General features: G+C 69.0%; 30 protein-coding genes, 1 tRNA gene and 1 riboswitch. Of the genes, 16 read left to right on the top strand and 15 right to left on the bottom strand.

Annotated features, from left to right (window positions below; translation table 11 throughout):
• Window positions 1–137: 137 nt before the first annotated feature.
• On the top strand, window positions 138–536 hold the full coding sequence (locus OG381_RS19465) for a hypothetical protein (protein WP_307030109.1): 399 nt from the start codon (window positions 138–140) through the stop codon (window positions 534–536).
• A 34-nt stretch (window positions 537–570) separates the two neighbouring features.
• Window positions 571–1,173 carry an RdgB/HAM1 family non-canonical purine NTP pyrophosphatase gene (gene rdgB / locus OG381_RS19460; protein ID WP_327717355.1) on the top strand — a complete coding sequence of 201 codons (603 nt, stop codon included), beginning with the start codon at window positions 571–573 and terminating at the stop codon, window positions 1,171–1,173.
• Window positions 1,174–1,213: 40 nt separating this feature from the next.
• On the opposite strand, the gene OG381_RS19455 is transcribed toward rdgB, so the two are convergent.
• The 4 genes from OG381_RS19455 to bcp all read right to left on the bottom strand — a co-directional run bounded on the left by OG381_RS19455 (window position 1,214) and on the right by bcp (window position 3,272).
• Window positions 1,214–1,288 (bottom strand) — tRNA-Leu (locus OG381_RS19455).
• 18 nt (window positions 1,289–1,306) lie between these two features.
• Window positions 1,307–1,972, bottom strand: coding sequence for an HNH endonuclease (locus OG381_RS19450; protein WP_327717354.1), 666 nt, complete (start codon window positions 1,970–1,972; stop codon window positions 1,307–1,309).
• Entirely contained in the window at window positions 1,969–2,619 is a 651-nt protein-coding gene (locus tag OG381_RS19445) for an HNH endonuclease signature motif containing protein (RefSeq protein WP_327717353.1), read from the bottom strand. Before OG381_RS19445 ends, OG381_RS19450 begins: the two co-directional genes overlap by 4 nt.
• A gap of 185 nt (window positions 2,620–2,804) precedes the next feature.
• Complete coding sequence (gene bcp, locus OG381_RS19440; protein ID WP_327717352.1) at window positions 2,805–3,272, bottom strand: thioredoxin-dependent thiol peroxidase; 468 nt, start codon at window positions 3,270–3,272, stop codon at window positions 2,805–2,807.
• 105 nt (window positions 3,273–3,377) lie between these two features.
• Here bcp and OG381_RS19435 point away from each other — a divergent pair, with 105 nt between their 5' ends.
• The 3 genes from OG381_RS19435 to OG381_RS19425 all read left to right on the top strand — a co-directional run bounded on the left by OG381_RS19435 (window position 3,378) and on the right by OG381_RS19425 (window position 4,578).
• The gene (locus OG381_RS19435) at window positions 3,378–3,707 is read left to right on the top strand and encodes a DUF3618 domain-containing protein (protein WP_327717351.1); all 330 of its coding nucleotides are present in this window, start codon (window positions 3,378–3,380) and stop codon (window positions 3,705–3,707) included.
• 44 nt (window positions 3,708–3,751) lie between these two features.
• Window positions 3,752–4,102, top strand: coding sequence for a GroES family chaperonin (locus tag OG381_RS19430; RefSeq protein ID WP_266826473.1), 351 nt, complete (start codon window positions 3,752–3,754; stop codon window positions 4,100–4,102).
• Between the two features lie 55 nt (window positions 4,103–4,157).
• Window positions 4,158–4,223: riboswitch (guanidine-III (ykkC-III) riboswitch) on the top strand.
• A gap of 34 nt (window positions 4,224–4,257) precedes the next feature.
• Complete coding sequence (locus tag OG381_RS19425) at window positions 4,258–4,578, top strand: DMT family transporter (protein WP_327717350.1); 321 nt, start codon at window positions 4,258–4,260, stop codon at window positions 4,576–4,578.
• Here OG381_RS19425 and OG381_RS19420 read toward each other — a convergent pair.
• Window positions 4,572–6,944, bottom strand: a complete 2,373-nt coding sequence (locus OG381_RS19420) for a transglycosylase domain-containing protein (protein WP_327717349.1) — start codon at window positions 6,942–6,944, stop codon at window positions 4,572–4,574. The genes OG381_RS19425 and OG381_RS19420 overlap by 7 nt on opposite strands.
• A gap of 212 nt (window positions 6,945–7,156) precedes the next feature.
• On the opposite strand from OG381_RS19420, the gene OG381_RS19415 reads away from it, so the two are divergent.
• Genes OG381_RS19415 through OG381_RS19400 form a run of 4 tightly spaced genes read left to right on the top strand, consistent with a single transcriptional unit; the run spans window position 7,157 to window position 10,673 of the window.
• Window positions 7,157–7,957 carry an ABC transporter permease gene (locus tag OG381_RS19415; protein WP_327717348.1) on the top strand — a complete coding sequence of 267 codons (801 nt, stop codon included), beginning with the start codon at window positions 7,157–7,159 and terminating at the stop codon, window positions 7,955–7,957.
• Entirely contained in the window at window positions 7,950–8,843 is an 894-nt protein-coding gene (locus OG381_RS19410; RefSeq protein ID WP_443061913.1) for an ABC transporter permease, read from the top strand. The genes OG381_RS19415 and OG381_RS19410 overlap by 8 nt, the downstream gene beginning before the upstream one ends.
• An 18-nt stretch (window positions 8,844–8,861) precedes the next feature.
• On the top strand, window positions 8,862–9,827 hold the full coding sequence (locus OG381_RS19405; protein WP_327717347.1) for an ABC transporter ATP-binding protein: 966 nt from the start codon (window positions 8,862–8,864) through the stop codon (window positions 9,825–9,827).
• Window positions 9,828–9,860: 33 nt separating this feature from the next.
• Window positions 9,861–10,673 (top strand): DUF1707 SHOCT-like domain-containing protein, encoded by an 813-nt coding sequence (locus tag OG381_RS19400; protein ID WP_327717346.1) that lies wholly within the window; start codon window positions 9,861–9,863, stop codon window positions 10,671–10,673.
• A gap of 561 nt (window positions 10,674–11,234) precedes the next feature.
• Here the strand turns inward: OG381_RS19400 and OG381_RS19395 are convergent.
• On the bottom strand, window positions 11,235–12,602 hold the full coding sequence (locus OG381_RS19395; RefSeq protein WP_327717345.1) for an SGNH/GDSL hydrolase family protein: 1,368 nt from the start codon (window positions 12,600–12,602) through the stop codon (window positions 11,235–11,237).
• 188 nt (window positions 12,603–12,790) lie between these two features.
• Here OG381_RS19395 and OG381_RS19390 point away from each other — a divergent pair, with 188 nt between their 5' ends.
• Window positions 12,791–14,167 (top strand): DUF445 domain-containing protein, encoded by a 1,377-nt coding sequence (locus OG381_RS19390; protein WP_327717344.1) that lies wholly within the window; start codon window positions 12,791–12,793, stop codon window positions 14,165–14,167.
• 180 nt (window positions 14,168–14,347) lie between these two features.
• Window positions 14,348–15,838 carry an MFS transporter gene (locus tag OG381_RS19385; RefSeq protein ID WP_327717343.1) on the top strand — a complete coding sequence of 497 codons (1,491 nt, stop codon included), beginning with the start codon at window positions 14,348–14,350 and terminating at the stop codon, window positions 15,836–15,838.
• A gap of 737 nt (window positions 15,839–16,575) precedes the next feature.
• On the opposite strand, the gene OG381_RS19380 is transcribed toward OG381_RS19385, so the two are convergent.
• Complete coding sequence (locus OG381_RS19380) at window positions 16,576–18,024, bottom strand: alginate lyase family protein (protein ID WP_443061912.1); 1,449 nt, start codon at window positions 18,022–18,024, stop codon at window positions 16,576–16,578.
• Between the two features lie 93 nt (window positions 18,025–18,117).
• Here OG381_RS19380 and OG381_RS19375 point away from each other — a divergent pair, with 93 nt between their 5' ends.
• Window positions 18,118–18,477 carry a VOC family protein gene (locus tag OG381_RS19375; RefSeq protein WP_046263735.1) on the top strand — a complete coding sequence of 120 codons (360 nt, stop codon included), beginning with the start codon at window positions 18,118–18,120 and terminating at the stop codon, window positions 18,475–18,477.
• Here OG381_RS19375 and OG381_RS19370 read toward each other — a convergent pair.
• From OG381_RS19370 to OG381_RS19360, 3 genes are all read right to left on the bottom strand, one after another.
• Complete coding sequence (locus OG381_RS19370) at window positions 18,474–19,148, bottom strand: hypothetical protein (protein ID WP_327717342.1); 675 nt, start codon at window positions 19,146–19,148, stop codon at window positions 18,474–18,476. The two genes, OG381_RS19375 and OG381_RS19370, sit on opposite strands and share 4 nt — an antisense overlap.
• Before the next feature lie 110 nt (window positions 19,149–19,258).
• A complete protein-coding gene (locus OG381_RS19365; RefSeq protein ID WP_327717341.1) occupies window positions 19,259–19,561 on the bottom strand; it encodes a hypothetical protein in 303 nt (100 codons plus the stop codon).
• A gap of 108 nt (window positions 19,562–19,669) precedes the next feature.
• Window positions 19,670–20,167, bottom strand: a complete 498-nt coding sequence (locus OG381_RS19360) for a hypothetical protein (RefSeq protein ID WP_327717340.1) — start codon at window positions 20,165–20,167, stop codon at window positions 19,670–19,672.
• A 147-nt stretch (window positions 20,168–20,314) separates the two neighbouring features.
• Between OG381_RS19360 and OG381_RS19355 the strand changes: the two genes are divergently transcribed.
• Complete coding sequence (locus OG381_RS19355; RefSeq protein WP_327717339.1) at window positions 20,315–21,106, top strand: alpha/beta fold hydrolase; 792 nt, start codon at window positions 20,315–20,317, stop codon at window positions 21,104–21,106.
• Between the two features lie 31 nt (window positions 21,107–21,137).
• Window positions 21,138–21,698 (top strand): GNAT family N-acetyltransferase, encoded by a 561-nt coding sequence (locus tag OG381_RS19350; protein ID WP_327717338.1) that lies wholly within the window; start codon window positions 21,138–21,140, stop codon window positions 21,696–21,698.
• A 21-nt stretch (window positions 21,699–21,719) separates the two neighbouring features.
• Here OG381_RS19350 and OG381_RS19345 read toward each other — a convergent pair whose 3' ends face one another.
• Window positions 21,720–22,457 (bottom strand): hypothetical protein, encoded by a 738-nt coding sequence (locus OG381_RS19345; RefSeq protein WP_327717337.1) that lies wholly within the window; start codon window positions 22,455–22,457, stop codon window positions 21,720–21,722.
• 137 nt (window positions 22,458–22,594) lie between these two features.
• Between OG381_RS19345 and OG381_RS19340 the strand changes: the two genes are divergently transcribed.
• On the top strand, window positions 22,595–22,717 hold the full coding sequence (locus OG381_RS19340; protein ID WP_327717336.1) for a hypothetical protein: 123 nt from the start codon (window positions 22,595–22,597) through the stop codon (window positions 22,715–22,717).
• A 133-nt stretch (window positions 22,718–22,850) separates the two neighbouring features.
• On the opposite strand, the gene OG381_RS19335 is transcribed toward OG381_RS19340, so the two are convergent.
• The gene (locus OG381_RS19335; protein WP_327717335.1) at window positions 22,851–23,348 is read right to left on the bottom strand and encodes a peptidylprolyl isomerase; all 498 of its coding nucleotides are present in this window, start codon (window positions 23,346–23,348) and stop codon (window positions 22,851–22,853) included.
• 209 nt (window positions 23,349–23,557) lie between these two features.
• Window positions 23,558–24,589, bottom strand: a complete 1,032-nt coding sequence (locus OG381_RS19330; protein WP_327717334.1) for a hypothetical protein — start codon at window positions 24,587–24,589, stop codon at window positions 23,558–23,560.
• Between the two features lie 102 nt (window positions 24,590–24,691).
• Between OG381_RS19330 and OG381_RS19325 the strand changes: the two genes are divergently transcribed.
• Window positions 24,692–25,267 carry a hypothetical protein gene (locus OG381_RS19325; protein ID WP_327717333.1) on the top strand — a complete coding sequence of 192 codons (576 nt, stop codon included), beginning with the start codon at window positions 24,692–24,694 and terminating at the stop codon, window positions 25,265–25,267.
• Here the strand turns inward: OG381_RS19325 and OG381_RS19320 are convergent.
• Entirely contained in the window at window positions 25,260–25,463 is a 204-nt protein-coding gene (locus OG381_RS19320) for a DUF397 domain-containing protein (protein WP_327717332.1), read from the bottom strand. The two genes, OG381_RS19325 and OG381_RS19320, sit on opposite strands and share 8 nt — an antisense overlap.
• Window positions 25,460–26,308 carry a helix-turn-helix domain-containing protein gene (locus OG381_RS19315; RefSeq protein ID WP_327717331.1) on the bottom strand — a complete coding sequence of 283 codons (849 nt, stop codon included), beginning with the start codon at window positions 26,306–26,308 and terminating at the stop codon, window positions 25,460–25,462. Before OG381_RS19315 ends, OG381_RS19320 begins: the two co-directional genes overlap by 4 nt.
• Between the last annotated feature and the right edge of the window lie 57 nt (window positions 26,309–26,365).

Raw genomic sequence — 26,365 nt, 5'->3', positions numbered from 1 at the left:
GCACCAAGAAAAGCGGTCGGCACGGGCAACCCGGCCGCCCGCGCCCGCGTCACTACGGGTACGGGCGTACGGCACACCACCGTACGCCCGGCCAGTACACGGGGGCCCTTGGGGCTGAGCAAGGGAGGACCATCACCATGGCCGAGAGCCGACGCCGTCGAGGTACCGCCATCGCCGCAGTAGTGGCGGCCGTTGGGCTGACGGTGGGACTCACGACCGGCTGCGACGCGGTCAACAAGGCACTGGACTGCGTCCAGACAGCCGAGGCCGTCGCCGACAGCGTGACCGACCTCCAGCAGGCCGTCGAGAACGCGTCCAACGACCCGACCCAGATCGAGGAGTCCCTCGGCTCCATCGACCAGAACCTCGACGAGATCGGCGACAAGACCGACAACGCCGACGTCAACAAGGCCGTCGACAACCTCAACGAGGCGGTCAACAACGTCCGTACGGCGGTGAAGAACGGCGACGAGACGCCCGACCTCAGCCCCATCACGGACGCCGCGGGCGAGTTGACGAAGGTCTGCACGTCGTAGGCCGGCGGTCGATGAGGCCGGGATACTGGACCCCATGACCCGCCTGATCCTCGCCACACGCAACGCCGGAAAAATCACCGAACTCCACGCCATCCTCGCCGACGCAGGCCTGCCTCATGACCTGGTCGGCGCGGACGCGTACCCCGACGTACCCGACGTCAAGGAGACGGGGGTGACGTTCGCGGAGAACGCCCTACTGAAGGCCCACGCGCTCGCCCAGGCAACGGGACTGCCGGCCGTCGCCGACGACTCGGGCCTCTGCGTCGACGTCCTGAACGGCGCCCCGGGCATCTTCTCGGCCCGCTGGTCAGGCAGCCATGGGGACGACAAGGCGAACCTGGAACTGCTGCTGGCCCAACTGTCGGACATCGCCGACGAACACCGCGGCGCCCACTTCGCCTGCGCCGCAGCCCTGGCCCTGCCCGACGGCACGGAACGAGTGGTCGAGGGCCGCCTACGGGGCCTGCTCCGCCACACCCCGACCGGCACGAACGGCTTCGGCTACGACCCGATCCTCCAGCCAGAGGGCGATTCCCGCACCTGCGCCGAACTGACCGCGGAGGAGAAGAACGCGATCAGCCATCGAGGCCAGGCGTTCCGGGCGTTGGTGCCGGTGGTGCGGGAGCTGTTGGGCTGAGCACGCGAAGAGGCCCCGCAGAAGATGCGGGGCCTTTCTGTGGGCCCGGTGGGACTCGAACCCACGACACACCGGACCTAAACCGGCGCCCTCTAGCCAGCTGGGGTACGGGCCCTCAGCAGCGGTGCCTACTCTACTGGGCGCCCCGGACCGTCTGCCGCCGTCGTCCCCCTCGGCACCAGGTGCTGGTGATCGCGTGGCAGTTGGGGCAGAGCAACCGTAGGTTCTCCCTCCGGTCGTCGCTCCAGTCCCCGTTGATGTGATCGACCTCCAGGGTCATGGGTTTGTCGAGCCACTCCGGACCAACCTCGCACCTGGCGCACTTCTCGGGGACGCCGACTTCGTGGAGTGCCCGACGTAGCCGCTTCGTCGCTGTCCGATGCCCGCCTTGGTGCTGTACCAGCACGTCCTCGGGCCTCTTGGAGTTCAGTGCCGGCCTTCCCCGTTGGTGTGCTTGCCCCAGAAAGTGCTCCGTCGGTAGGTGATTGTCGGCGATCCACTGACGCAGATTCTGACGCTGCGCCCCGTTGTTCGTGCGCCCCAGGCGCCGCAGCACCTCGGCCACGGAGACTGATTCGGCGACCGCCACCCGCAGTTCGTCAGCGGTGGGTCGGGCAGGCCTCCCACAGGGGCGGAAGTGCGAGATGTCGATGCCGAAGTGGGCGAACCGCTTGGTGAGGTACTTGCGGAGGTAGCCGTATGGTCGCGTGCCGAAGAAGGCGATGACCTCGTCCAGGTCGGAACACTGAACTGATGCTTCGAGCAGCCGTTCGCGGGTGTAGTGCGAGCCCTCGCTCATGAGGCTCGTCCCTTGCCGCGCCCCCGGTAACTGTCGGTCGTCGAGTGGCAGTTGGGGCACAGCAGCCGCAGGTTCTCGATCCGGTTGTCCCGCCAGTTGCCGTCGATGTGGTCGACCTCCAGGGGGAGTGGCTCCCCGAGCCACACCCCCTCGGTCCCACATAGGGCGCAGCACTCCTCAATGCCCACCTCGCGCATCGCCCGTTTGAGCCGGCCGCTCGGAATGCGCCTGGGGTGTGCCGAGGTGTCCTCGACGAGGATCTCCTCGGCCGTCCGGCGGCGCTGGTTGTACCGGTGCCGCTCTGTGCGGACCACCGGCGTGAAGTGCGAGGTGTCGATGCCGTAGGCCTTGATGCGCCGCGAGATGTTGGTGTGGTGACCGCCGACCACCTCAAGCCCGAGCCGACACAGAACCTCGTTGACGCTCTTCGACGCCGCGACCACCGGCTCAAGGATGTCTTTCGTCCACTTGACGCCCTCCCGCTCGAAGTGCGAGACATCCACCCCAAGCTTCTTCATCCGCTCGTGGACGTATCGCCGCTTCCAGCTCTTCGGATCCACCCCCAACCTCTGGCACGCCTCCGACAGTGTCCGAGCCCCCCGAGCCGCTTCCTCGAGCCGCTCCCTCGGATACGCGCTGGCCCCCATACCGTTCCCCTCCGTTCCCGGCCACACGTTCGTGGACCGTACGGAGTAACGAACCGCTAATCGGACAGTCACGTATGAAATGCGTCCCCGCTCGCCCCGGTGGATGGAAAGAGGAGCGCAGGCCGGTGCTCGAGTGGGACGGCCTGCGCTCCTGATGTGTGGATCTCGTTCGGGTGGCCCGGGGGCTAGATGCCCAGGTCCTTGATGATCTTTGCCACGTGGCCTGTCGCCCGGACGTTGTAGAGGGCGTGTTCCACCTTGCCCTCCTCGTCCACGATGATCGTGGAGCGGATGACGCCCATGTAGGTCTTGCCGTAGTTCTTCTTCTCGCCGAAGGCGGCGTAGGCGTCGAGGACCTGCTTGTCCTCGTCCGCGAGGAGGGTGATCTTCAGGGACTCCTTGTCGCGGAACTTCGCCAGCTTCTCCGGCTTGTCCGGGGAGATGCCGATGACGTCGTAACCCGCGCCGGCCAGCACCTCCAGGTTGTCCGTGAAGTCACAGGCCTGCTTCGTGCAGCCTGGGGTCAGGGCCGCCGGGTAGAAGTAGACGATGACCTTGCGGCCTTTGTGGTCCGAGAGGGACACGTCATTGCCGTCGGCGTCGGGGAGGGTGAAGGCGGGGGCCACGTCCCCGGGCTGGAGTCGCTCGCTCATCGGACCAGCCTAACCGGGGGTGCTGACAGTGCGGCCGCCCGGCGAACTGACAGACTGTCCAGAACAGCATCGACAGACATCGACAGACACCTCGGAGGCCGTACGGTGGCGGACACGTCGGACACCAGATCCCCGGCGCAGATCGAGGCGGACATCAAGCGCCGCCGCGAGAACCTGGCCGAGACGCTCGACGAGATCGGGGTGCGGGTGCACCCGAAGACGATCGTCGGCGACGCCAAGGCCAAGGTCGTGTCGAACATCGACCACACGCTCGGGCGGGCCTACGTCGGCGTCAACCGGGCCGTCAGCAACGCCAAGGCCCAGTTCGTCGACGGCGACGGCGCCCCGCGCCTGGAGCGCATCGTTCCCGTCGCCCTCGTCGCCGTCGGACTCGTGGGGCTGCTCGCCCTGGGGACCCGGCGTCGTAAGGGCTGACCCGGGCGCTTACGAATCCCCGTCAGGCAGGTAGGTTCTCAGCCGTGAGCGCCAACAGAAACAGCACCCAGCACGACAAGCTGCCCATCCGGATGCTGCACGACCGTGTACTCGTGCGGCAGGACGCCGGTGAGGGCGAGCGGCGTTCCGGGGGCGGCATCCTCATTCCCGCCACCGCGGCCGTGGGCCGGCGTCTGGCGTGGGCGGATGTCGTCGCGGTCGGGCAGAACGTACGGACCGTCGAGCCGGGGGACCGGGTTCTGTACGACCCCGAGGACCGTGCCGAGGTCGAGGTGCGCGGTGTCGCCTATGTGCTCATGCGCGAGCGTGATCTGCACGCGGTGGCCGCGGACCGGTTCGAGGGGTCCGAGGACTCGACCGGGCTGTACCTGTAGATCGAAGCCGAAAGGGGCCGGTGACCATCGTCACCGGCCCCTTTCGCTACCTTTTTGCTACCTTTGAAGGACGACCCGACGAGACGCGCCGTACCGGGCTGTAAGGCAAAGACGACGCACCCCGTGAAGAAATCCGCGTCTCGGAGGTGCCTGTCATGGCCTGGGTTCTGCTCGTCGTCGCCGGTCTGCTCGAGGTCGGCTGGTCGATCGGGATGAAGTACACCGACGGTTTCACCCGGCTGGTCCCCAGCCTGTTCACCGGGGCGGGCATCGTGGCCAGCATGGTGCTGCTGTCCCACGCCGCGAAGACCCTTCCCATCGGTACCGCCTACGGCGTGTGGGTGGGCATCGGGGCCGCCGGGGCGGCGGTGCTCGGCATGGTGGTGCTGGGGGAGCCGGCGACCGCCGCCCGGATCTTCTTCGTGTGCCTGCTGCTCGTCGCCGTCGTCGGGCTGAAGGCGACGTCCGGTCACTGAAATGTCGGTAGGCCTCCGCCCGCCGCCGTGCCGCCTGTCGTCCCGGTCGTCGTGCCGCCGGTGGTCGTGTCTCCCGTGGTGCCGCCGGTGGTGGGATCCCCTGTGGTGCCACCCGTGGTCGTGTCGCCGGTCGTCCCGCCCGTGCTGGTCGTGTCTCCCGTCGCGCCGCCCGTGGTGGTGTCGCCCGTCGTACCGCCGGTCGTCGTGGTGTCACCCGTCGTGCCGCCGTCGGTCTCACCGCCGGTGTCCTGGCCCCCGTCGGTCGTGCCGCCGTCGTCCTCGCCCTCCGTTTCCTCCGGGGGAACGAAGCTCGGTTCCTCGGTCGGCGTCTCGACCACGTCGGCGCCCTCCTGGAGTTCGAGGTCGAACTCGGTGGCGGACTTGCCCTTCAGGGCGGCCTCGGTGAACTGGGCCCAGATCTCGGTGGGCGCCCCGCCGCCGTTGATGCGCGGCAGGCCCATGACGCCGTACAGGGACTTGTGCTTGGCGGTGACCGGGTCCTGGCCCATCACCGCGACGACGGTGGCGAGGTCGGGGGTGTAGCCGGCGAACCAGGCGGCCTGGTCCTCCTCGGCCGTGCCGGTCTTGCCGGCCGCCGGGCGGCCCGCGGCCTGGGCGGCGGTGGCGGTGCCGTTCTCCACGACGCTCTGCAGGATCGACGTCGTGGTGTCGGCGGCCTCGCGGGTGACGACCTGGGAGCTCTTGTGCTTCGGCAGCTCCACGACGTCCTTGCCGTCCCTGGTGATCGTCTTGATCAACGTGTACGCGCCGTGCTTGCCGTGGTTGGCGAGCGTGGCGTACGACTCCGCCATGTCGAGGACGCTGGCGGTGTTCACGCCGAGCGCGATGGAGGGCGAGGCGGTCAGGTCGGGGGTGCCGGAGGGGATGCCGAGGGCGACCGCGGTGTCCTTGACCTTGTCGGAGCCGACGTCCACGGCCATCTGCGCGTACACCGAGTTCACCGACTTGTCGGTGGCGGTGCGCACGGTGATGTCGCCGTACGACACGTCGTCCTCGTTGGCCGGGTCGTAGCTGCCGCCGGTCCAGCCCTCGACGGGGCGCCTGTTGGTGCCGTCGTAGATGGTGTTCGGGGTGATGGTGCGGCCGTCCTGCGTGGTGGACTCGTTCTGGACGGCCGAGGTGAACACGAAGGGCTTGAAGGTGGAGCCGACCTGGAAGTCCCGGCGGGTGGCGTTGTTCGTGTACTGCTTGACGTAGTCGATGCCGCCGTACATGGCGACGACCTGCCCGGTTTTCGGGTCGACGGCGGCGCCGCCCGCGCGGACGTAGGTGTCGACCTTGCGGTTCTTCTTGTCGAGCTTGTCCATCAGCTTGTCGTTGACGGCGTCGACGAAGGCGTCCTGCTTGCTCTTCTGGATGGTGGTGGTGATGCGGTAACCGCCGGCGTCGAGCTCGTCGGAGGTGAGGATCTTGTTGTCGCGCAGGTAGTCGTTGACGGCGTTGACGAGGTAGCCGCGCTGCCCGGACATACCGGTGGAGACGGTGGCCTCCTTCGGCATCGGGAACTTCAGGCCGGTGCGCTCGGACTGCTTCAGCCAGCCCTCCTTGACCATGCCGTCGAGGACGTAGTTCCAGCGGGCCACGGCGGCCGACTTGTTCTCGGGGTGGGCGACGACGTCGTACTCGCTGGGCGCGTTGAGCAGGGCGGCGAGATAGGCGCCCTCGGCCGCGGAGAGGTCGGTGGCGTCCTTGCCGTAGTACGCCTGGGCGGCGGCCTGGATGCCGTAGGAATTGCGGCCGAAGTAGCTGGTGTTGAGGTAGCCCTCGAGGATCTCGGCCTTGGACTTCTCCCGGTCCAGCTTGATCGAGATGAAGAACTCCTTCACCTTGCGGGTGACGGTCTGCTCCTGCGCGAGGTAGTAGTTCTTCACGTACTGCTGGGTGATCGTGGAGCCGGACTGGGTGCCCTTGCCGGTGGCGGTGTTCCAGCCGGCGCGCACCATCGCCTTGGGGTCGATCGCCGACTCGGAGTAGAAGTCGCGGTCCTCGGCGGCGAGTACGGCGTGCTGGGCGGCCTTCGAGACCTGGGAGAGGCTGACGTTCTCGCGGTTGACCTCGCCGTCGCGGGCGAGCTGGCTGCCGTCCGCGTAGAGGTAGACGTTGGACTGCTTGGTGGCGAGGGCGTTGGCGGGCGGGATCTTCACCAGCGAGTAGCCGAGGAAGAACAGGCCGATCAGCAGCAGTATCCCGAGGACGAAGGTGCCGAGCACCATGCGCCAGGTGGGGATGATCCGTCGCCATCCGGTCCGCTTGGGCCGCTTCGGCTTCTTCCCGCCGGGCTCTTCAGCCGCCTGGGGTTCTCTGGGTGCCCAGCCCTGGTTCGGCTGCTGCGGCTCGTCGCTCATGTCGTGCACGGACTCCTGTTTCACGCTTTTACGTCGTACGTCGCCGTACGCCCTCGTACGTCTTCTGCGTCCCCGGATGAAGACTGTCGCACCATGCGTTCCGTTCCCGATGAGCGGCGCGCGTCCGCCCGGAAAACGGGTGGCATGCGTCACCACCAGCGGGCTAGGCTCCTGCGCTTCGGTGTCCGGACGGGCCGGGAGGGCTGGGACTGATGGGTTCGGGACGGTTGTACCTGGCCGTCGCGGCGGGCGGATTCAGACGGTACGCGACCTATCGGGCGGCCACCGCGGCCGGGGTGTTCACCAACACGGTGTTCGGGTTGATTCTCGTCTACACCTACACCGCGCTGTGGGACGAGAAGCCGCACCTGGGCGGGTACGACCTGGCGCAGGCCGTCACCTATGTGTGGATCGGCCAGTCGCTGTTCAAGACGCTCGCCAACGGGGGCGGGGGCGTCGAGAGCGAGCTCATGGAGCGTATCCGCACGGGTGACATCGCGATCGACCTGTACCGTCCGGCCGATCTTCAACTGTGGTGGCTGGCGGCCGACTTGGGCCGGGCGGGGTTCGAGCTGCTGGGGCGCGGGGTGATCCCCTTCGTGTTCGGGGCGCTGGTCTTCGACCTCGCGCTGCCGACGGACGTGTCCTCGTGGGTGGCGTTCCTCGGGGCGGTGCTGCTGGCGATGCTGGTCAGTTTCGGGATCCGGTACCTGGTGGCGTTGAGCGCGTTCTGGCTGCTCGACGGCACCGGGGTGGCGCAGATGGTGATGTTCGTCGGGTGGTTCTGCTCGGGGATGATCCTGCCGCTGAACGTCTTCCCGGGCACGCTCGGCGAGGTCGTACGGGCCCTGCCGTGGTCGTCTCTGCTCCAGGCGCCCGCGGATGTGCTGATGGGGCACGCCGATCCGCTGGGCACCTATGCCTTCCAGGCGATGTGGGCGGTGGTGCTGCTGGCGGCCGGGCGGATGGTGCAGAGGGCGGCGACGCGGCGGGTGGTGGTGCAGGGTGGTTGACACCGGCAGGGTGGCCGACACCGGCGGGGCGGTCGAGAGCGGCGAAGTGACCGGAAGCGGCGAACTGGCCAGGAGCGGCAGGGTCGTCGACGGGCTGCGCGTCTACCGGATGATCTCCGCGATGTGGATCCGCTCCACGATGGCCTACCGGGCCTCCTTCCTCATGACCACGCTGGGCAACTTCACGGCGACCGCGCTCGACTTCGTCGCGATCATGCTGATGTTCTCCCGTGTCGACGCGCTCGGCGGTTACACGCTGCCCCAAGTCGCCTTCCTGTACGGGCTGTCCAGCACCGCGTTCGGTCTCGCCGATCTGCTGCTGGGCTCGATGGAGAAGCTGGGTCGGCGGGTGCGTGACGGCACGCTGGACACGCTGCTGGTGCGTCCGGCGCCGGTGCTCGCGCAGATGGCGGCGGACCAGTTCGGGCTGCGGCGCCTGGGCCGGATCACGCAGGGTGTGATGGTGCTGGGCTACGGGCTGGCCACGGTCGACATCGACTGGACGGCGCTGAAGCTGCTGCTGATGCCGGTGATGATCCTGAGCGGCGCCGGGATCTTCGGTGCGGTGTTCATCGCGGGCGCGGCCTTCCAGTTCGTGGCGAAGGACGCCTCCGAGGTGCAGAACGCGTTCACGTACGGCGGTACGACGATGCTGCAGTATCCGCCGACGGTGTTCGCGACGGAGCTGGTGCGCGGGGTGACGTTCGTGTTCCCGCTGGCCTTCGTCAACTGGCTGCCGGCCACGTATGTGCTGGGTGTGCCGCTGCCGCTGGGGCTGCCCGCGTGGGTGGCGTTCCTGTCGCCGCTGGTGGCGGTGGGGTGTTGTGCGCTGGCGGGGCTGGCGTGGCGGGCCGGGTTGCGGACGTATCAGAGCACGGGGAACTGAGGGGTCGTGGGCGAGGTCATGGGTGAGGCTTTCATCGAGCTGGACCGCGTCGAGAAGGTCTTCGACGTGCGCAGGAAGACCGGGTTCATGAAGCGGGAGCGGCGTGAGGTGCGGGCCGTCGACTCGATCTCCTTCCGGGTCGCGCGGGGCGAGATGGTCGGGTACATCGGGCCGAACGGCGCCGGGAAGTCGACCACGATCAAGATGCTGACGGGCATCCTGACGCCGAGCGGGGGCCGGCTGCGGGTGGCGGGCATCGACCCGTCCCGGGAGCGGTCGCGGCTCGCGCACCGGATCGGGGTGGTGTTCGGGCAGCGGACGACGCTGTGGTGGGACCTGCCGCTGATCGACTCGTACAAGCTGATGCACCGCATGTACCGGATCCCCGACGCCCGCTACCGCGAGAACCTCGACCGCTGCGTCGAACTCCTCGAACTGGCGGACCTGTTGGACGTGCCCGTGCGCCAGCTCTCGCTGGGCCAGCGGATGCGCGGCGACATCGCGGCGGCGCTGCTGCACGACCCCGAGGTGCTGTACCTGGACGAGCCGACGATCGGCCTCGACGTCATCTCCAAGGCCAAGGTGCGGGGTTTTCTGCGGGAGTTGAACTCCGAGAACGGCACGACCGTCCTGCTGACCACGCATGATCTCCAGGACATCGAGCAGCTCTGCTCACGGGTGATGGTGATCGACCACGGGCGTCTGATGTACGACGGTCCGCTCGCCGGTCTGCACGAGGCGGGGGAGAGCGAGCGGATCCTGGTGGTGGACCTGGAGCGGGAGCTGCCGCCGATCGAGGCGGCGCCCGCCCGGGTGGTGAAGGTGGAAGGGCCGCGGCAGTGGCTGGCGTTCCCGGCGGGGGCGTCGGCGGCGCCTCTGGTGGCGCGGATCGCGGCGGAGTATCCGCTGGTGGATCTGTCGGTGCGGGAGCCGGACATCGAGGCGGTCATCGCGAAGATGTATGCCGAGCGGGCGACCGCATAGTGCGGGAACGTTCGAACTCGTAGGCTTCTGTGTATGACGGACGACGAACTCCCGGACCTTCGCGCATCCGACGCCGACCGTGAGCGAGTGGCCGAGATCCTGCGGGACGCCGTCGCGGAGGGCCGTCTCGACATGCAGGAGTTCGAGGAGCGGCTGGACGCGACGTACAAGGCGCGGACCTACGGCGAGCTGACGCCGATCACCCGGGACCTGCCGACCGCGCCCGGGCCGGCGGTGAACCTGTTCAAGGAGCCCGTCGCGGACGGGAGTTGGGCGTCGAGGATCACAGGCGGCGAGGGCTCGTCGACGTGGGGCGTCGCCGTCATGGCCGGGTTCCAGCGCAAGGGGCGCTGGACCGTGCCGAAGCGGTTCACCGGCTTCGCCTTCTGGGGCGGTGGCGAGATCGATCTGCGGGAGGCGAACTTCGCGGACCGCGAGGTCGAGATCACCTGTGTGGCGATCATGGGCGGTATCGAGGTGATCGTGCCGCCGGGTGTCGAGGTCGTCGTGCGCGGGATCGGGATCATGGGCGGTTTCGACGAGCGCGCCCACGAGGAGCCGGAGGATCCGCAGGCCCCGCGGGTGATCGTCAACGGGCTCGCCCTGATGGGCGGCGTCGAGGTGTACCGGAAGCTGCCCAGGGCGGAGCGACAGCGGCTGAAGGAGGAGCGGCGGCTGGAGCGGCTGGAGCGGAAGAACGCGCGCCGGGAGCTGAGCTCTTCCCACCACGATCCGCTCGGCCTCCACGATGTCCACCGTGACGCCATGGACCAGGTCCACGAGGCGATGGAGGACCGCCGCGAGCTGCGCCGGGAGCGGCGGGACCGGCGGCGGTACGAGGACTGACAGCCGGGGCGGTACGGGACCGGCGCCCGGCGGGAGGTGCGGGGCCGACGCCCGGGGCGGTACGAGGCCGCCGCGGCGGGTGGTGGGAGGTCGGCGCCCGGGGCAGTGGGAGGGCGGCGCCCGGTGGGTGGTGCCAGGCTGCCGCCCGGTGGGTGGTGCGAGACCGGCGCCCGGGGCGGGTACGAGACCGGCGCTCGGGGCGGGTACGAGGCCGCCGCGGCGGGTGGTGGGAGGTCGGCGCCCGGGGCAGTGGGAGGGCGGCGCCCGGTGGGTGGTGCCAGGCTGCCGCCCGGTGGGTGGTGCGAGACCGGCGCCCGGGGCGGGTACGAGACCGGCGCTCGGGGCGGGTACGAGGCCGCTGCGACGGGTGGTGGGAGGTCGGCGCCCGGGGCAGTGGGAGGGCGGCGCCCGGTGGGTGGTGCCAGGCTGCCGCCCGGTGGGTGGTGCGAGACCGGCGCCCGGGGCGGGTACGAAGCTGCCGCCGGTGGGTGGGAGGCCGGCGCCCGGGGGGGTGCGGGGCTGGCCGGCTGGGGCGGTACGAGACCCGCGTCCGGCCCCGTCCTACAGCTCCGCCGGTGCCGAGCCCTTCAGGTCCTCCAGGTCGAAGGCCTCCGCCATCCGCGCGTACCCCTTGTCGCTTGGGTGGAGACGGTCCCCCGAGTCGTAGTCGGACCGCAGCCTCCGCGGGTTGTACGGGTCCCTGAGCGCCTCGTCGAAGTCCACGACCGCGTCGTAGACCTTGCCGTCGCGGATCTCGGCGTTGATCCGCTGCCGGACGTCCTCCCTGGCCCCGGTGTATCCCCGGTGGCCCTGGAAGGGCATCAGGGTCGCGCCGACGACCTTGATGCCGCGGGCGTGGGCCTGGCGGACCAGCGTGCGCAGGCCGTCGAGGATCCTGTCGGGGTCGGCGAGCTGCGGGTTGCGGAGGATGTCGTTGACGCCGAGGTCGATGACGACGACCTTCACGTTCGTGCGGCTCAGCACGTCCCGGCCGAAGCGGCCCAGACCGCTCTGGTTGTCGGCGGGGCGGCCGAGGCCGTTGGCGAGGACCTGGTTGCCGCTGATGCCCTGGTTGACGACGCTGTAGCGGGGCAGGTCGCGGCCGGCCTCGATCGCCGTGCGCAGCCGGTCCGAAAGGACGTCCGTCCAGCGGTGGTTGGCGCCCTGGGTGGAGGTGATGCCGTCGGTCAGCGAGTCGCCGAGGACGACGACCGTGCCGTCGGACTCGTTGCTCAGCACGTCCAGCGCGGTCAGGTAGCGCCAGTACGGGCTCTGTTCGGTGTACGCCGCCCCCGTCACGTCCTCGGAGAGGTCGCCGACGGCGACGTAGGAGATCTGGCGGGCGTGCGGGTGGTAGGTGACCGGCCCGGACGGCGTGGGGGAGTACGTGGTGACCAGGACGTCACTGCCGTACGCGATGGCGATGCGGACCGCGTCGCTCATGACCTGGCCGCCGGCCGGGACGACGACGGTGGTGTTGCCGCCGAAGGTGAGGCGCCGCATCGTCTGCGCGGTCGCGGCGGCGGTGTCGCTGCCCGCGGCGACGGCGATCGACGCGTGGGTGATGGTCAGCGGCGACTGGCCGTAGAGGTTGGACAGCGTGATGCGGGCACTCGTACCCCCTATGGCGGAGTGCACGACATTGCGTACCGAGCGGCCCGCCATGCCCTCGGTCTCGGTGCCGGGCTCGGCACCCGCCGGAGAGGTGGACCATGCGCCGACCCAGGTGCCGGTGGAGGCGGGGGCGGCGGGATTGTGCGGGGCGGCGCCCTGCGCGACGGTGGTCCGCTGGTCGGTGCTGCCGTCGTCGGCGGCGACACCGACGTATATGGCGGCGGACAGCGCCACGATCAGGGCGATCATCGCGGAAAGCAGGGCACGGTGCTTTGCAGGGGGCGCCCCCACACCCCCGGCACTACGCCTGGTCATGCGGTGCATATCTCCTCGGGCAGACGGGAGCCCGAGGCTCCGATGTGATCACCTCATGATGCGTCATGTGGTGAGGGGTGTGTGAACAGACCCCCCATTGGGCCACCGGAGTTCAGGAGTGAGCTCCCCCCTACCTGACAGACGTCGGGAACTCCTGTTCCGTTCCAGGAGTCGGTCAGGAAGGGACAATGTGTACCGGGGATCACGAACGGGTGGAGTGGATGGAACGCACGAAACCAGACGAATCGGATACCACTGACGTAGGGCAGCATGCCCGCCCGGTCGCCGCCGGTAACCGCGCGATGACCGCGTTCAGCGCCGCCGACGAGGAGAAGCAGCGCGGCGTACGCCGCATGAAGCTCACCGCTGCCGGGCTGCTGCTGTTCGTGGCGGTCGTGTACGTGCTCGCCGAGGTGGCCTCGGGGCACGGGGCGGGCCCGTGGGCCGGCTATGTCGCCGCGGCCGCCGAGGCCGGGATGGTGGGTGCGATGGCGGACTGGTTCGCGGTCACGGCCCTCTTCCGCCACCCGCTCGGTCTGCCCATCCCGCACACCGCGATCATCCCGAACAAGAAGGACCAGCTCGGCGTCTCCCTGGGGGAGTTCGTCGGGGAGAACTTCCTCTCCGAGGACGTCGTACGCCAACGGCTGCGGGCGGTGGGCATCGGCAGCCGGCTGGGCGCGTGGCTCGCGGAGCCCGAGCACGCCGACCGGGTGACGGCGGAGCTCTCGGCGGCACTGCGCGGGGCGCTGACCGTGCTGCGGGACTCCGATGTGCAGGCGGTCGTGGGAGAGGCGATCACCCGGCGGGCCGACGCGCAGGAGATCGCGCCGGGCATCGGGAAGATGCTGGACAAGATCGTCGCGGACGGCGGACACCGGCGGGTCGTGGACCTCGTGGTGACGCGGGCCCACGACTGGCTGGTGCTCCACGACGAACAGGTCATGGACGCGGTGCAGGGCGGCGCGCCCGGCTGGACCCCCCGTTTCGTCGACAAGAAGGTCGGCGAGCGGGTCTACAAGGAACTGCTGCGGTTCGTGACGGAGATGCGGGACATGCCCTCGCACCCGGCGCGGGGCGCGCTGGACCGTTTCCTGACGGACTTCGCGACCGATCTGCAGTCCGACACGGACACGCGGGCGCGGGTCGAGCGGCTCAAGGGCGAGGTCCTCGGGCGCGGCGAGGTCCAGGACCTGATCGCGTCCGCCTGGACCGCCGTACGGTCGATGATCGTCTCCGCCGCCGAGGACGAGCGCAGTGAGCTACGGCTGCGGGTGCGGGCGTCGTTGCTGTCGCTGGGGGCGCGGATGGCGGTGGAGCCCCGGTTGCAGGCCAAGGTCGACAGGTGGGTCGAGGGGGCCGCGGTGTACGTGGTGACCACGTACCGCCGCGAGATCACCCTGCTCATCACGGACACGGTGGCGGGCTGGGACGCCGAGCACACGACGCGGAAGATCGAGGCTCATATCGGACGGGACCTGCAGTTCATCCGGATCAACGGCACGGTGGTGGGCTCGTTGGCGGGGCTGCTGATCTATACGGTGGCGCGGGCGCTCGGGGCGTAGGCGCTCCGCTGGAAGAACGGTGGCAAAGCCGCGGGCCGCTCGGGGAGGGCGTAGGGCGGGGGCTTACGGCGGGTGTGGGCCGGGTGTGGGCCGGGGGCGGGGCGCCGGCGTGGGCGTGGGCGTAAGGCGGGTCCTTCCTGGGCACTCGGCCCGGGTTCTCACTCGAGGAGGAGGGAGCCCATGACCACTGCCGAGGCCGAGACGGGCCGGACCGTGACATCGAACATCCCCGCGAGACTCGACCGGCTGCCATGGTCACGCTGGCACTGGACGATCGTCATCGGACTGGGCACCGTGTGGATCCTCGACGGTCTGGAGGTGACCGTCGTCGGCAACATCGCGGGGAGGTTGTCGGAACCGGGGAGCGGGCTGCCGATCTCCTCCGGGCAGGTGACCGGTATGGCGGCGGCCCTGTATGTGGCGGGGGCGTGCGCGGGGGCACTCTTCTGGGGCCGCCTGACCGACAAGTGGGGCCGCAAGAAGCTGTTCATGATCACGCTGGCGGTGTATCTCGCGGCGACCGCGCTGACCGCGGTCTCCTTCTCCACCTGGTGGTTCTTCCTGTTCCGGTTCCTCACGGGGTTCGGGATCGGGGGCGAGTACGCGGCGATCAACTCGGCCATCGACGAGCTGATCCCGGCGCAGTACCGGGGGCGGGTCGACCTCATGATCAACGGAAGCTTCTGGCTGGGCGCGGTGGGAGGTTCGCTGCTGTCGATCGTCGCGCTGGACACGTCCGTGTTCGCGAAGGACGTGGGGTGGCGGCTGACGTTCGCGCTGGGCGCGGTGCTGGCGCTGGTGATCCTGCTGGTACGGCGTCATGTCCCGGAGAGTCCGAGGTGGTTGCTGATCCATGGGCGGGACGAGGAGGCGGAACGCATCGTGTCCTCGATCGAGGAGCGGGTGGAGGCGGACCGGGGCGAGCCGTTGCCGCCGCCGGCCCCTGACGCCGAGCTCACGATCCATCAGCGGCGCAGTGTGACGTTCGTCGAGATCGGCCGGACGGTGTTCTCGAAGTACCGGCGGCGGGCGGTTCTCGGTTTCGCTCTCTTCATCGGGCAGGCGTTCCTCTACAACGCGATCACCTTCGGCTTCGGGGCGATCCTCACGACGTTCTACGACGTCCCGACCGGCAACACCGGCTACTACTTCGCGGTGATCGCGGTCGGCAACTTCATCGGCCCGCTGCTGCTGGGCAAGCTGTTCGACACGGTCGGGCGCCGGGTGATGATCTCGTCGACGTATCTGCTGTCGGGGCTGCTGCTCTTCGGTACGGCGTGGCTGTTCGACCGTGGCGCGCTGGACGCGACGACGCTGACGGCGTGCTGGTGCGCGGTGCTGTTCTTCGCGTCGGCGGGTGCGTCGAGTGCGTATCTGACGGTGTCGGAGATTTTCCCGATGGAGACCCGGGCGATGTCCATCGCCTTCTTCTACGCCCTCGGCACGGCGGCGGGCGGCATCAGCGGCCCCCTGCTCTTCGCCGACCTGACCGGCACGGGCCACGTCGGCGACACCGTGCTCGCCTTCCAGATCGGCGCGGCCCTGATGTGCGTCGCGGGGCTGGTCGCGGCGGCGCTGGCGGTGAAGGCGGAGCAGAAGTCGCTGGAGGACGTCGCGCGCCCGCTGACGGCGGTGGCTTCGGAGACGCGGTCGCGGTCGGCTGCGGTGTGAGTGGGGGGATGCCTGCGGCGGCCCGTGGCGGCTTCGGTGGGGGCGTGCGTCGCGCATGCCGGTCCGGTTGTGGGTCGGTGCCGCACCGGGGGGTGTCCGTCCTCGGTCGGGCGGTGCTGTGGGTTGGGGATGTGCCGTTGGTTGGTCGCCCGACGCTGCGGGCGGACACCCCCCGGTACGTCCCCTTCTCGCCGTTGCGCAGGCGCGGGCCCGTCCCGTCTGGGGGCGGTGGGGTGCGTTTCCGCCTGAGGACGGCGCGCAAGTGCGGGTGGTGCCCCGCCGGGGCGCAGGAGACGGCACTACGGTGGTCCGCGCGGCGCGGGCCGACCGGCCCGGCTTCCCGGGACGGGGCGCGCGATCCCGGTGCCGTGCCGGGCAGCTGGTCCGGCGTCCGAGGGCTCGCTATCCCAGTCCTGCACCCATCCGCAGGCGGCTGCGCCCCTCGTGCCGGTCCAGGTACGTCCCGATTCCCCACCCGCAGGCGGCTGCGCCCGTCGATGTCGGTCCGTGTCTTTCGCAGGTATTTCAGCTCGCCTGGCGTTCGAGGACGAGGGTCTGCCGTCCCGATCCCCCACCCACCCGTGTCTTTCAGCCCGTCCGGCGTTTGAGGACGAGGCCCTTTCGGGGCCGATGGGGGTCTGGGGGCGCAGCCCCCAGGGACCGGGGTCGAAGGGGCAGAGCCCCTGGAGGATGGGACGGGTAGGGGCGGCGGGGGCGAGGAACTGCCCGGGTTCGTGCTACTCGGCGGTCCCGCGACCGGCCTTGTCCCGGCGGCGGAGCAGAAGCAGGCCTCCCGCGACGGCGGTGAGCCCCGCCGTGGCGCTCCAGGCGACGACGTCGGTGGACCCCGTGGCCGCGAGGTCCTCACCGGAAGCCGGAGCCGCGGACGCGGACGCGGAGGCGTCGGTCTGTGGACGAGGGTCCGGTGCCGTACGGGACGGCGTCGGCCGGTCCCGGGTGAACGTCAGCGTTCCGAAGCCCAGTTGGTCGTAACCTCCACTGTTGGGCCCATAGTCCCCGCCCCCACCCTCCGGCGAGGACTTCGCGGCGATCCGGGTGAGGTACGACGCGGACAACCCCCGCCGCTTGGTGTAGTGGTTGGCGATCATCGCCCAGATCGGACGGGTCATGCCGGGATCGACACCCGCCGCCCCGGCCACCGTCTCCGACCCCGACCAGCCATCGACGGCCCCCTTGGCGCGCGTGTTCGCGGTGAACGGCACCTCCCCACCCATGCTCCACTTCGCCACGTACTGCGCCCCCTTGAGGAAGCGGCTGTCGTCATAGCCGTACAGATCGATGCCCTGGTTCCACGCCATCTCGCAGAACGTGCCCATCAGCCCGACCCCGAGCAGCGCATGCCCCTGATCGCGCCCCGCCTCCAGCCACTCGGCGAGCCCGTCGTCGTGCACGACAGGTATCGCGTTCCTGATCGAGCCGAGTCCGTCGCCGTGCTTGAAGTAGTCGACCGCACGGCCGACTTGGGCCTTGTCGTCGCAGAAGATGCCGGTGGCCAGTACGCAGGCCATGGCGGCGAGGTCCCAGTTGGTCCAGTAGTTGGAGACGACCGCGCCGTTGTGCTGGACGAGGAAGCTGTCGCTGAGCGGTGCGAAGACCCCGGACAGCATCTCCTTGAAGCGGTCGAGCTCGAAGTCGGGGTGGTCTCGGACGAGTTCGGCGGCGTTGGCGAGCTGGTAGCCGTACAGTCCGGCGGCGAGGAACCGGTCCGCGTTGCCGGCGAGCGTGGTGAGCTCGGCGGACCAGGCGTTGAGGATCGCCACGGCGGTGTCTGCGTGGGCGGCGTCACCGCTGACGTGGTACCGCAGGGCGTTCTGGTACGCGGCATGGATGTCGTTGTAGAGGATCGCGTAGTTCTGGCCGGAGCCGCCGCGGGTGATGGTCTTCCGCGGGTTGGGCGTCCAGCCGCTCTGCGCATGCCGGTTGGCCGTCAGCCGGGCGTATCCGGCGGTGTAGGGCGCGGTGCCCGCTGTCACCTTGGACTTCATACGGGCCAGGTCCGTGCCGGTGTGCAGCAGACCCGGGTGCGCGTACCCGGAGCCGGCGGCCGCGGCGGGCGGCGCCGACAGGGCCGTACCGACGCCGAAGGCTCCGACCGTACCGACGGCTGCGGTTGCCCTGAGCATGGTGCGGCGGCTGATCAGTGAAGTCGAAGTCACGTGCGTCATTCCTCGCGTGCCTGTGGCTGGGGACGGTCAGGAGACGCGAGGGTGGGAGCGGCAATAACAGAAAGTCCGTGGCGACTGCGAGGAGACGCACCCATGACCGTCCGCCGGATCATGCCCGACTTCCAGGTCGAGTCGGAGGAGGCGATGAAGGCCAGCCGTGACTTCTACGGCCTGCTCGGCTTCCGCGAGGTGATGGACATGGGGTGGGTGGTCACCCTGGCCTCACCCGCCAACCCCACAGCCCAGATCAGCTTCTTCACCGAGGAGCGCACGGCCCCCGTCGTGCCGGACCTCAGCGTGGAGGTCGAGGACGTGGACGCGGTGTACGCGCAGGTCGTGGCGGCGGGCGCGGATGTCGTACGGGAGTTGCGGGACGAGGAGTGGGGCGTGCGGCGTTTCTTCGTGCGGGACCCGAACGGGCAGGTGGTGAACGTGCTGACGCACCGGAGTTAGCCGCCCGCCGGTGCGGGCTCCCAGTCCGGGCAGTACTCGACGTGCATCAGGGGCATCGAAGGGTCCAACAGGCCGGAGGTCGGGTGCAGTTCGGCGCACGCGTGCCCGTCGGACCCGCCGCATCGGATGTCCCGGCCGGGACCCGTGTCGGCCAGGGCGAGGAAGTCCGCGGCGGCGTCCGCGAAGGGCAGGGCGCTGCCGCTCAGCACGAGGGTGTCGGCGGCGGTGGTCAGCCGGACCCGGTCGCGGAACCCGGCGTGATGGGCGCCGGTGACGGGGCGGTCCTCGGTGCTGGGGAAGTCCGCCCGGCGGAATGCGACCGTGCGCGGGCTGCCGTGCCCGAGCCGGGCCCGGACCGCCTTCCAGCGGGAGGCCGGGAACTGCCGGGAGTGATGCACCAGCAGCAGGTCACGGGCCTGATGCGGCTCGGGCGGATGGGCGCCCACGGGCCGCTCGCCACGCTTGCGCAGCGGCACGTGCACCAGTGAGCGGGGCGAGCGTGCGGCCAGCAGCCAGGCAGCGGCCAGTTCCGCGGCGGCTTCCCGGTCCACCCGGAGGTCCAGCCAGTGCCCGGTGTCATCGCACAGCGCACGGCGCAGCCCGGTCGTACGCAGCACGCGGTACTCCTGCGGACCGAGCCGCACCCGGTGCTCCGTGATCCCCAGCCTCATCCTGTCCGTTCCCCTTCGTGTCGGACGAGACGGTACCGGCGAGGGGGCGGTCGGGGCGCGCGATATAAGCGGCGGGTGGCCTTTGACGGGGAGGTGGCGACGGGCGCTCCTCAGCCCTGCCGGTCCGCCACCGCCCACGACGCCACGGCCACCGCCCCCGCCACCCCGAACACCGCGGGCCAGGCGCCCACCTTCTTGGCCAGCGGATGCGACCCCGCGAAGGCGGCGACATACGCGGCCGTCAGCGCCCCCGCGGCCTTCCCGCCCGCCTGCTGCCGCCATCGCTGCGCGGCCGCGGCCCCGGCGACCGCCAGCACGACCCCGCCCAGCTGCCGCTTCCCGGTCCAGCGGGCCACCCCGTACCCACCGACGAGCCCGCCCGCCGCGACCACCGCGCTGGGAACCTTCGCCATGCCTGCCTCCTGAGAACTGATGTGATCGCGCTACGCGTATCGCGCGGGCGACTCCTGGCGATCACGTTCGATATGTCCCGAGGCTAACGCCGCCTCCGGACGGCCTTCCTACTGGCCCTCCTGCCGAGCCTCGCGCTTGCGGGTGCGGAACTCCGTCGCGTATCCCGAGCCGACGGCGCACCCGGCGGCGGTGAGGACGAGGCCCAGGGCGGCGGGATTGACGTACCCCGGCACGTCACCGTTGTCGTAGCTCCCGCCGTCGCTGGTCTCGCACACGAACCCGAGCGGGACGTAGCGCACCGACCAGTCGACGATCTCGATGCCCTGTTCGTGCCGCTCCCACCAGCCCGGCGTACGGCAGGACTGCGGCGGCGCCGAGTCCGTGCCCCCGTCCTGCGCCGTCATGATCGCGCCGATGACCCCCAGCAGCCCGAGGGCGTAGAAGGCGACCGCGGCGGCACCCGCGAGCGAGGCGAGGCTGCCGAGTATCACCGGGAGACCGGATCGCCGTATGCCACGGTCGGCCAGGCGGCCGAAGCCGCGCCCGGTGAGCGCGACGGCCGTGATCGCCGCGATCACGAAGAACAGCAAGCTCAGCCAAGCCATCGCGCCCCCTGATGTGATCTCCTGAACCGCCGAGTCCAACAGCGCTCGATCTCCACGGCTGTGGTGGAGCCCACAATTCCGGCAACAGAGCAGCCACAGAAGACGGGCCCGCACAGAGAGCCGGGGGGCACCTTGAGCCACGTCACCATGTCCGACGGCACCCGCATCGCCTACCGCGATCACCCCCGCCCCGGCGCGCCCCGCACCGCCCTCCTCCTGCACGGCCTCGCCGGCCACATGGGGGAGTGGGACGCCCTGATCCCGCGCCTCCTCACCTCCGGCTTCCGCGCGGTGTCCTACGACGCCCGCGCCCACGGCGCCAGCACCCGCCGCCCGCCCGACGTGACCCGCGCGGCCTACGTCGAGGACGCGGTGACCCTGATCGAGGCACTCGCGCCGGGACCCGTGACCCTCATCGGACAGTCCCTCGGCGGCCATACGGCGATGCTGCTGGCGTCCGCCCGCCCGGAACTGGTGGACGCGCTGGTCCTCGTCGAGGCGGGACCGGCCGGCCCGAGTCCGGACCTACCCGCGCGGATCAGGGGATGGCTGGACAGCTGGCCGACGCCGTTCCGGTCCCTCGCCGAGGCCGAGGCCTTCCTCGGTCATGAGGGGCGGGCGAGGGGGCTGGAGGAACGCGCGGACGGCCGGCACCCGCGCTTCGACCGGGACCGCATGGTCGAGTCACTGGCCGAACTCGCCGAGAACGCCTACTGGCAGGACTGGTCGCGCATCACCTGCCCCACCCTCGTGGTCCAGGGCGAGAACGGCACGATGCGTCCGACGGAGGCCGCCGACATGCGGGAGCTGCGCCCGGACACTCGGGTGACGGTGGTGCCGGGGGCCGGTCACGACGTACATCTGGAAGCCCCGGAACAACTGGCGCAGGCCGTGGAGGAGTTCACGGGGTCGGTGGGATGCGACGCGAACCGCCGCTGACGTGTTGCCGGACGATGACGAGGATCGCGCCATGGATGTCTTCCTGACCACCGAGCGGCTACGGCTGCGCGCGTTCACCGAGGCCGACGCCGACGTCGCGGCCCTGTTCGCGCTGGACAACGACCCCGATGTCATGCGCTACCTCAACGGCGGCAAGCCGACGTCGTTGGAAGCGATCCGCGCCTGCTCCCTCCCGCACCTCCTCCACGACTATCCCTGCCTCGGCACCCGCGGCTTCTGGGCCGCCGAGGAGAAGACGACGGGTGGCTTTCTGGGATGGTTCGAGTTCCGGCCGCTGGAGGAACACAGTGCCGAGGTCGTGGAGCTGGGCTACCGGCTGAACAAGGCCGCCTGGGGCCGGGGTTACGCCACCGAGGGCTGCCGGGCGCTGATCGACAAGGGGTTCGGCGAGCTGGGCGTGGAACGGGTCACCGCGAACACCATGACGGTCAACGCGGGGTCCCGGCGGGTGATGGAGAAGGCGGGGCTACGGTTCGTACGGGGGTTCCGCAGCGAGTGGCCGGAGGCGATCGAGGGGTCGGAGCACGGGGAGGTCGAGTACGCGCTCACCCGCGCCGACTGGGGGCGTTGAGGGCGCCCGTCGCTCCGTCGCTCAGCTCGTACGCCGCACGTCCTGGCACTGGACCTCCGGGGAGCCGCCGTACGCCTCGATGGTCGTCCTCGTGCCGGTGGTGGTGCCGGACAGGCACAACTGGCTGTCCATCAGACGCAGGTCGAGGGTGAACTCGACGTGGTCGGAGGCGGGCCGGGGGGTGTGGACGCGCTCTTCGATGTAGCCGAGGTCGTGCAGCGTCCTGGTGACCTGTGCGGGTGTCGGGTCGGGGTTCTTCTTGAGGGCCTTGGTGATGCGGTCGATGTGGAGAGGGGCCTCGCACTTCTCCACGGAGCTCAGTTCCGTCTCCTTCTTGGCGTCCTCCGGGTCACGGGGGGTGCTGGTGGGCATCGGGGCGTCGGGCAGGGGCGGCGGCTCCTCGGGCGATGCGGTGCCGCGGGGCTTCGTCTCCTCGGCCGGTTCCTCCTCCAACTCCTCCGGCGGAGGTGCGGTCGGGAGATCCGACGGCAGGCACGGCTCGGCGATGTCGAGGAGGAGTTCCATGAACGGGAGGAAGTCGGCCCCCTCGGTCTCCGCGGGGCCCTTGGCGGCGGGGGCGGCGGGGGCGGCGGGGGAGGCTGTGCTCCGGTTCTCGGCTCGGGCTGCACCCCGCTCGGACTCGGTGTCACCTGCCCGCGCGGTCCCGCACGCGGCAAGTCCCAGTGCGCACAGTGCCGCCAGCGCCGTACGGCCGAAAAGGCTGTTCTTGCCGGCAGGTCCGGTAAGTCGTCGTCTCATGCCCGAAGTCTCTGCGCGATCAAGAGGCTGGGCATGAGTACCCGTACTCAAAGCGAGCCACAGCAAAGGGAGGTCGCCCTTCCAGCGAAACGCGTGCGGCGTCTTGCGCGGGCTCGGTGTCAGGGCACGACGAGGTCATGGGCGGGACAGGCGTCGAGGGGGACACGCTGGTCGGCGAGGACGGGGTGAGCGGGAACGGCGTCGAGGTCCGCGGCATCCGCGCCGTCTCGGACGAGCCCGGCTCGAATCCGGAGACCTGACCCGGCAGACGTCCATGGGAGCGGCGGCCGCGCAATGTGGGCGGCGTGCCGAGGGGCAGGGTCCCCGGACCAGGTCATACGCGACGGCCGGCGCGCTGAAGACCGCGCCGGCCGTCCGCGGAGGCTACCGGTGTCAGAGCTGACCGGACTCGGCGATGGTGATCTTCGCCGAGGTCGCGCCGCTGCCCGAGCCGAGCGACTCGATCTTCCTGACGACGGCCATGCTGGCCTCGTCGGCGACCTCGCCGAACACCACGTGCTTGCCGTCCAGCCAGCCCGTCACGATCGTGGTGATGAAGAACTGCGAGCCGTTGGTGTTCGGGCCCGCGTTGGCCATGGACAGCAGGCCCGGACGGTCGTGCTTGAGCTTGAAGTTCTCGTCGGCGAACTTCTCACCGTAGATGCTCTTGCCACCCGTGCCGTTGCCCCGGGTGAAGTCGCCACCCTGGAGCATGAAGTCCGGGATGACCCGGTGGAAGGACGACCCGGCGAAACCGAAGCCCTTCTCGCCGGTGGCGAGCGCGCGGAAGTTCTCCGCGGTCTTCGGGACGACGTCGTCGAAGAGGTTGAAGTTGATACGGCCGGCGGGCTCGTCGTTGATGGTGATGTCGAAGTAGACCTTGGTTGTCATGGGTCTATCCTGCACTGTCGACGTTGGAGATCGTTTCCTTGGGTCGCCTCGGGGTCCAGCGTCGCCATGCGACCCGTCGCGAGGTGGGACGGCAGAGCCGGTCGCACGCTAGGGGAGCTGATGCCCAGTCGACCTTGCTTGGCGCGTCCACCCGAGACAGTCTCCCCGTGTCGAGGGCTCCCCGAGCCCGTAAGCCGGGAAGTGGCATATTAGGCGGGCACGGGGCAATCCAAGCAGCGGAACGACCGAGGAGCGCCGGTCGCGATAGGGCCTCCCGTGAATTCAGAGAAGCCGCCGCTGTCGTTACGGTACACAAGGCCAATTCCGTGCTCGGCGAGCAGGCTGCGCAGGTCCTCGCGAGGGAGCGTAGGCGTTAGCACCATCAGGTGAAGCGGTTGACCGGGGGCTGCATTGCTCAAATGGTGCTGTGCATGCAGGAGTTGAGCGAGGGCCTGAGTAATAGAGTCGGCCGCTGCACTACCCGTCGGTTGGTAAACCGTGTGGTTTGTTTGGTTGTATATCTCGAAAGAGAGCTGATCCGCTGAGTTCTGTAGGGATAACTCCATCTGCCCTATGGTCATCCCAGCTGCGGTTTCGTGTTCCTCAAAGGCTTCGGCTAGATCATCGCGAAGGGCCTCTATTCGAGTGATGTCAGTTTGCGGTTGGAGCTGACGTCTCCTGCGCCGGTATGCCCGAGCGATATTTCCTGCGGTCCGCTGGAAACGAATCCGAGGCCTGGGCGCCAGCGGCAGCGTGTCAGATTCTTCCCGTATGTATGGGCCGGTGGGACGCAATCGGAAGACAATGACGTTACGGTCTTGACCTAGTTCATCTTTGGCTTCCCGTATGTCGTACGGTCTATGTTCGTCAACCTTGAATTCGCCTATGTATTTGTGTGTGCGCGTGCCGCTTCCCGGGACATTGCCCACGGCGACGAACACATGCAGAGTGCGACCCATATTTGCATGTTCTAAGATGGCAAAATTTCCGCCCTCTAAGGTTTGGTCGCCACGCTTCCCGGCTCCGGTGTACGTGAATATGGGGCCAAATGAATCGTCCTCGGTGAGCCACCCGTCCCGGTATCCATATCGTTTACCTACTTTGCTGTCGGAGAATACGAGAACGTTCCTTTTCTCCCTTGCTGGGCAGATTCCGGCGAAACCGCTGCCGCCGAGGACGGGGTGGATCTGCGCGCGCGTGAGGATGTCACCGGGCGTGAACCCGGTCGTGGGTGTTGTCATGATCAGAGGCTAATGGTCTGAGAGCCCATGGAGTGCTGGGAGTTGAGCAAGTTACTAAGGGGGCCGTTGTGACCGCGCCACCATCCAGGCGAGGATGGCGCGATGAGTGACTCGATGGGGACGGTCATCGCGGCAGTAATCGCCTTCGTGGCCGCGGTCATCGGTGCTGTCATCGCCGGGAGGTACGCCAAGCGTGGGGCCGAGGTCGGTGGGCGTAAGGCAGTTGAGGCAGCGTTGGCGCAGGTGCATGGGCAGGCGGCGGCAGAACATTGGCAGTGGGTGCGTAGCCAGCGGCACCAGGCGTTTTCCGCTCTCCTTACGGCCTATGCGGCCTTAGATGAAGTGCTGGTGCGTATCGCGCCTGAAGTGCGAGGTGGGGGCGGACTTGATGAGGCCGCTGGGCGTGAGTTTCGAGAGCGCACTGTGGACCTTAAGGCGAAAACAAGCCAACTGGCTCTTTGGGGCCCCAATGAGGCTTACGAGCTCGCTCATGCCGTAACGCGGAAGTCGATGGCAGTGGTGGGTGCTTTGACGCAGGCGGCTGGCGCGGGTGCCGTAGGCCTGGACGTGGAATGGTCCAGTTTTGACCAGGCTAGAGGTGAGATGACCCAGGCCTACGCCGCTTTCCTGCAAAGGGCCGGAGAAATCATTCGTGACCCGTTGCAGCCGGTCAGCTAGTGACATCCCCCATGCGGAGTGTCAGAGTCTGTATGAATTTCTGCCAGGTAGTCGCGCTCAACGTGAGTTGTGGTCCTGAGGCGACTTTGGAATCGCGCACCATGACTGCTGCAGTGACCGTCGCAACTTCCAAGCACTCACCACCCATGCCGTTGCTGTAGCTGCTCCTGCGCCAGATGCTCGACGGCGGCGTCATCGGGAGTGCTCCTCCAAGAGTCTGGTGATCAGCAGGGCCGATCGCTGCGGGCTGAGAGCCAAGGCTCTGAGATGGTCGAATGCCTTCGTGTAGAGGGTTACGTCCTTGTGCTCTTCGAGGTAGACCGAGTCGCTGAGCCCTTCTCGGTAGACCAAGTCCGGGTCCTCCTGCTCCGGGAAGCCGAGGACCGTGAACGACCCCGTGGTGGGGTAGGCGCCCGCATTGAACGGCAGGACCTGAACGGTCACGTTCTTCAACTTCTGCATTTCCAGCATACGTTCGAGTTGGTGAGTCATGACCTGGCTGCTGCCGACCGTGTGGAGCAGAGCGCTCTGGTGGACGACCGCCCACAGGTCGGGCGCGTCCTCGCTGGTAAGCAGTTCTTGGCGGCGCATCCGGACATCGACCATGCGCTGAATGTCCTCGGGCGTGTGGTCAACCCATGCGCGACTCAACTCAGCCGCATAAGCGCCAGTTTGCAGGAGGCCTGGGATGAACTCAGCTTGATAGGTGTGCAGATGAGAGGCGGCTTGTTCGAGGCCGACGTACACCGAAAACCATGTGGGGATCGCGTCGCCGTGTGCGTGCCACCAGCCCTTTGTCTTGGACTCCTTCGCCAGCGACTTCAAGAGATCGCGCAGCTCTTCGGATGCGCTGTAGAAGCGGCACAGCCCGTCAACGTCTGAGGGCTGAACACGCCCCTGCCCCGTCTCCATGCGACTGACCTTGGAACTGCTCCAGTCCAGTTCCTTGCCCACCTGGCTACAGGTCAGGCCACTCTCTTCGCGCAGCCGCTTGAGCTCGATGGCAAGACGGCGGCGCCTAGCCGTGGGAGATCCGGCCACAGCAACTCCTCGTGAGATAGCGGATGTTCCATCCCATCGGAAGAGAGGCGAAAGTCC

The sequence above is a fragment of the Streptomyces sp. NBC_00490 genome (genome assembly GCF_036013645.1).
Taxonomy (GTDB): domain Bacteria; phylum Actinomycetota; class Actinomycetes; order Streptomycetales; family Streptomycetaceae; genus Streptomyces; species Streptomyces canus_F.
The sequence above is the reverse complement of the archived record's forward strand: the minus strand, read 5'-3'. Positions and strand labels throughout refer to the sequence as shown.

Bases quoted from the DNA above. Each gene is read 5' to 3' on its own strand.
- OG381_RS19465 (WP_307030109.1), top strand. From the start codon at position 138: ATGGCCGAGAGCCGACGCCGTCGAGGTACCGCCATCGCCGCAGTAGTG.
- rdgB (WP_327717355.1), top strand. From the start codon at position 571: ATGACCCGCCTGATCCTCGCCACACGCAACGCCGGAAAAATCACCGAA.
- OG381_RS19450 (WP_327717354.1), bottom strand. From the start codon at position 1,972: ATGAGCGAGGGCTCGCACTACACCCGCGAACGGCTGCTCGAAGCATCA.
- OG381_RS19445 (WP_327717353.1), bottom strand. From the start codon at position 2,619: ATGGGGGCCAGCGCGTATCCGAGGGAGCGGCTCGAGGAAGCGGCTCGG.
- bcp (WP_327717352.1), bottom strand. From the start codon at position 3,272: ATGAGCGAGCGACTCCAGCCCGGGGACGTGGCCCCCGCCTTCACCCTC.
- OG381_RS19425 (WP_327717350.1), top strand. From the start codon at position 4,258: ATGGCCTGGGTTCTGCTCGTCGTCGCCGGTCTGCTCGAGGTCGGCTGG.
- OG381_RS19420 (WP_327717349.1), bottom strand. From the start codon at position 6,944: ATGAGCGACGAGCCGCAGCAGCCGAACCAGGGCTGGGCACCCAGAGAA.
- OG381_RS19415 (WP_327717348.1), top strand. From the start codon at position 7,157: ATGGGTTCGGGACGGTTGTACCTGGCCGTCGCGGCGGGCGGATTCAGA.
- OG381_RS19405 (WP_327717347.1), top strand. From the start codon at position 8,862: ATGGGTGAGGCTTTCATCGAGCTGGACCGCGTCGAGAAGGTCTTCGAC.
- OG381_RS19400 (WP_327717346.1), top strand. From the start codon at position 9,861: ATGACGGACGACGAACTCCCGGACCTTCGCGCATCCGACGCCGACCGT.
- OG381_RS19395 (WP_327717345.1), bottom strand. From the start codon at position 12,602: ATGACCAGGCGTAGTGCCGGGGGTGTGGGGGCGCCCCCTGCAAAGCAC.
- OG381_RS19390 (WP_327717344.1), top strand. From the start codon at position 12,791: ATGTGTACCGGGGATCACGAACGGGTGGAGTGGATGGAACGCACGAAA.
- OG381_RS19385 (WP_327717343.1), top strand. From the start codon at position 14,348: ATGACCACTGCCGAGGCCGAGACGGGCCGGACCGTGACATCGAACATC.
- OG381_RS19380 (WP_443061912.1), bottom strand. From the start codon at position 18,024: ATGACGCACGTGACTTCGACTTCACTGATCAGCCGCCGCACCATGCTC.
- OG381_RS19375 (WP_046263735.1), top strand. From the start codon at position 18,118: ATGACCGTCCGCCGGATCATGCCCGACTTCCAGGTCGAGTCGGAGGAG.
- OG381_RS19370 (WP_327717342.1), bottom strand. From the start codon at position 19,148: ATGAGGCTGGGGATCACGGAGCACCGGGTGCGGCTCGGTCCGCAGGAG.
- OG381_RS19365 (WP_327717341.1), bottom strand. From the start codon at position 19,561: ATGGCGAAGGTTCCCAGCGCGGTGGTCGCGGCGGGCGGGCTCGTCGGT.
- OG381_RS19360 (WP_327717340.1), bottom strand. From the start codon at position 20,167: ATGGCTTGGCTGAGCTTGCTGTTCTTCGTGATCGCGGCGATCACGGCC.
- OG381_RS19355 (WP_327717339.1), top strand. From the start codon at position 20,315: ATGTCCGACGGCACCCGCATCGCCTACCGCGATCACCCCCGCCCCGGC.
- OG381_RS19350 (WP_327717338.1), top strand. From the start codon at position 21,138: ATGGATGTCTTCCTGACCACCGAGCGGCTACGGCTGCGCGCGTTCACC.
- OG381_RS19345 (WP_327717337.1), bottom strand. From the start codon at position 22,457: ATGAGACGACGACTTACCGGACCTGCCGGCAAGAACAGCCTTTTCGGC.
- OG381_RS19340 (WP_327717336.1), top strand. From the start codon at position 22,595: ATGGGCGGGACAGGCGTCGAGGGGGACACGCTGGTCGGCGAGGACGGG.
- OG381_RS19335 (WP_327717335.1), bottom strand. From the start codon at position 23,348: ATGACAACCAAGGTCTACTTCGACATCACCATCAACGACGAGCCCGCC.
- OG381_RS19330 (WP_327717334.1), bottom strand. From the start codon at position 24,589: ATGACAACACCCACGACCGGGTTCACGCCCGGTGACATCCTCACGCGC.
- OG381_RS19325 (WP_327717333.1), top strand. From the start codon at position 24,692: ATGAGTGACTCGATGGGGACGGTCATCGCGGCAGTAATCGCCTTCGTG.
- OG381_RS19320 (WP_327717332.1), bottom strand. From the start codon at position 25,463: ATGACGCCGCCGTCGAGCATCTGGCGCAGGAGCAGCTACAGCAACGGC.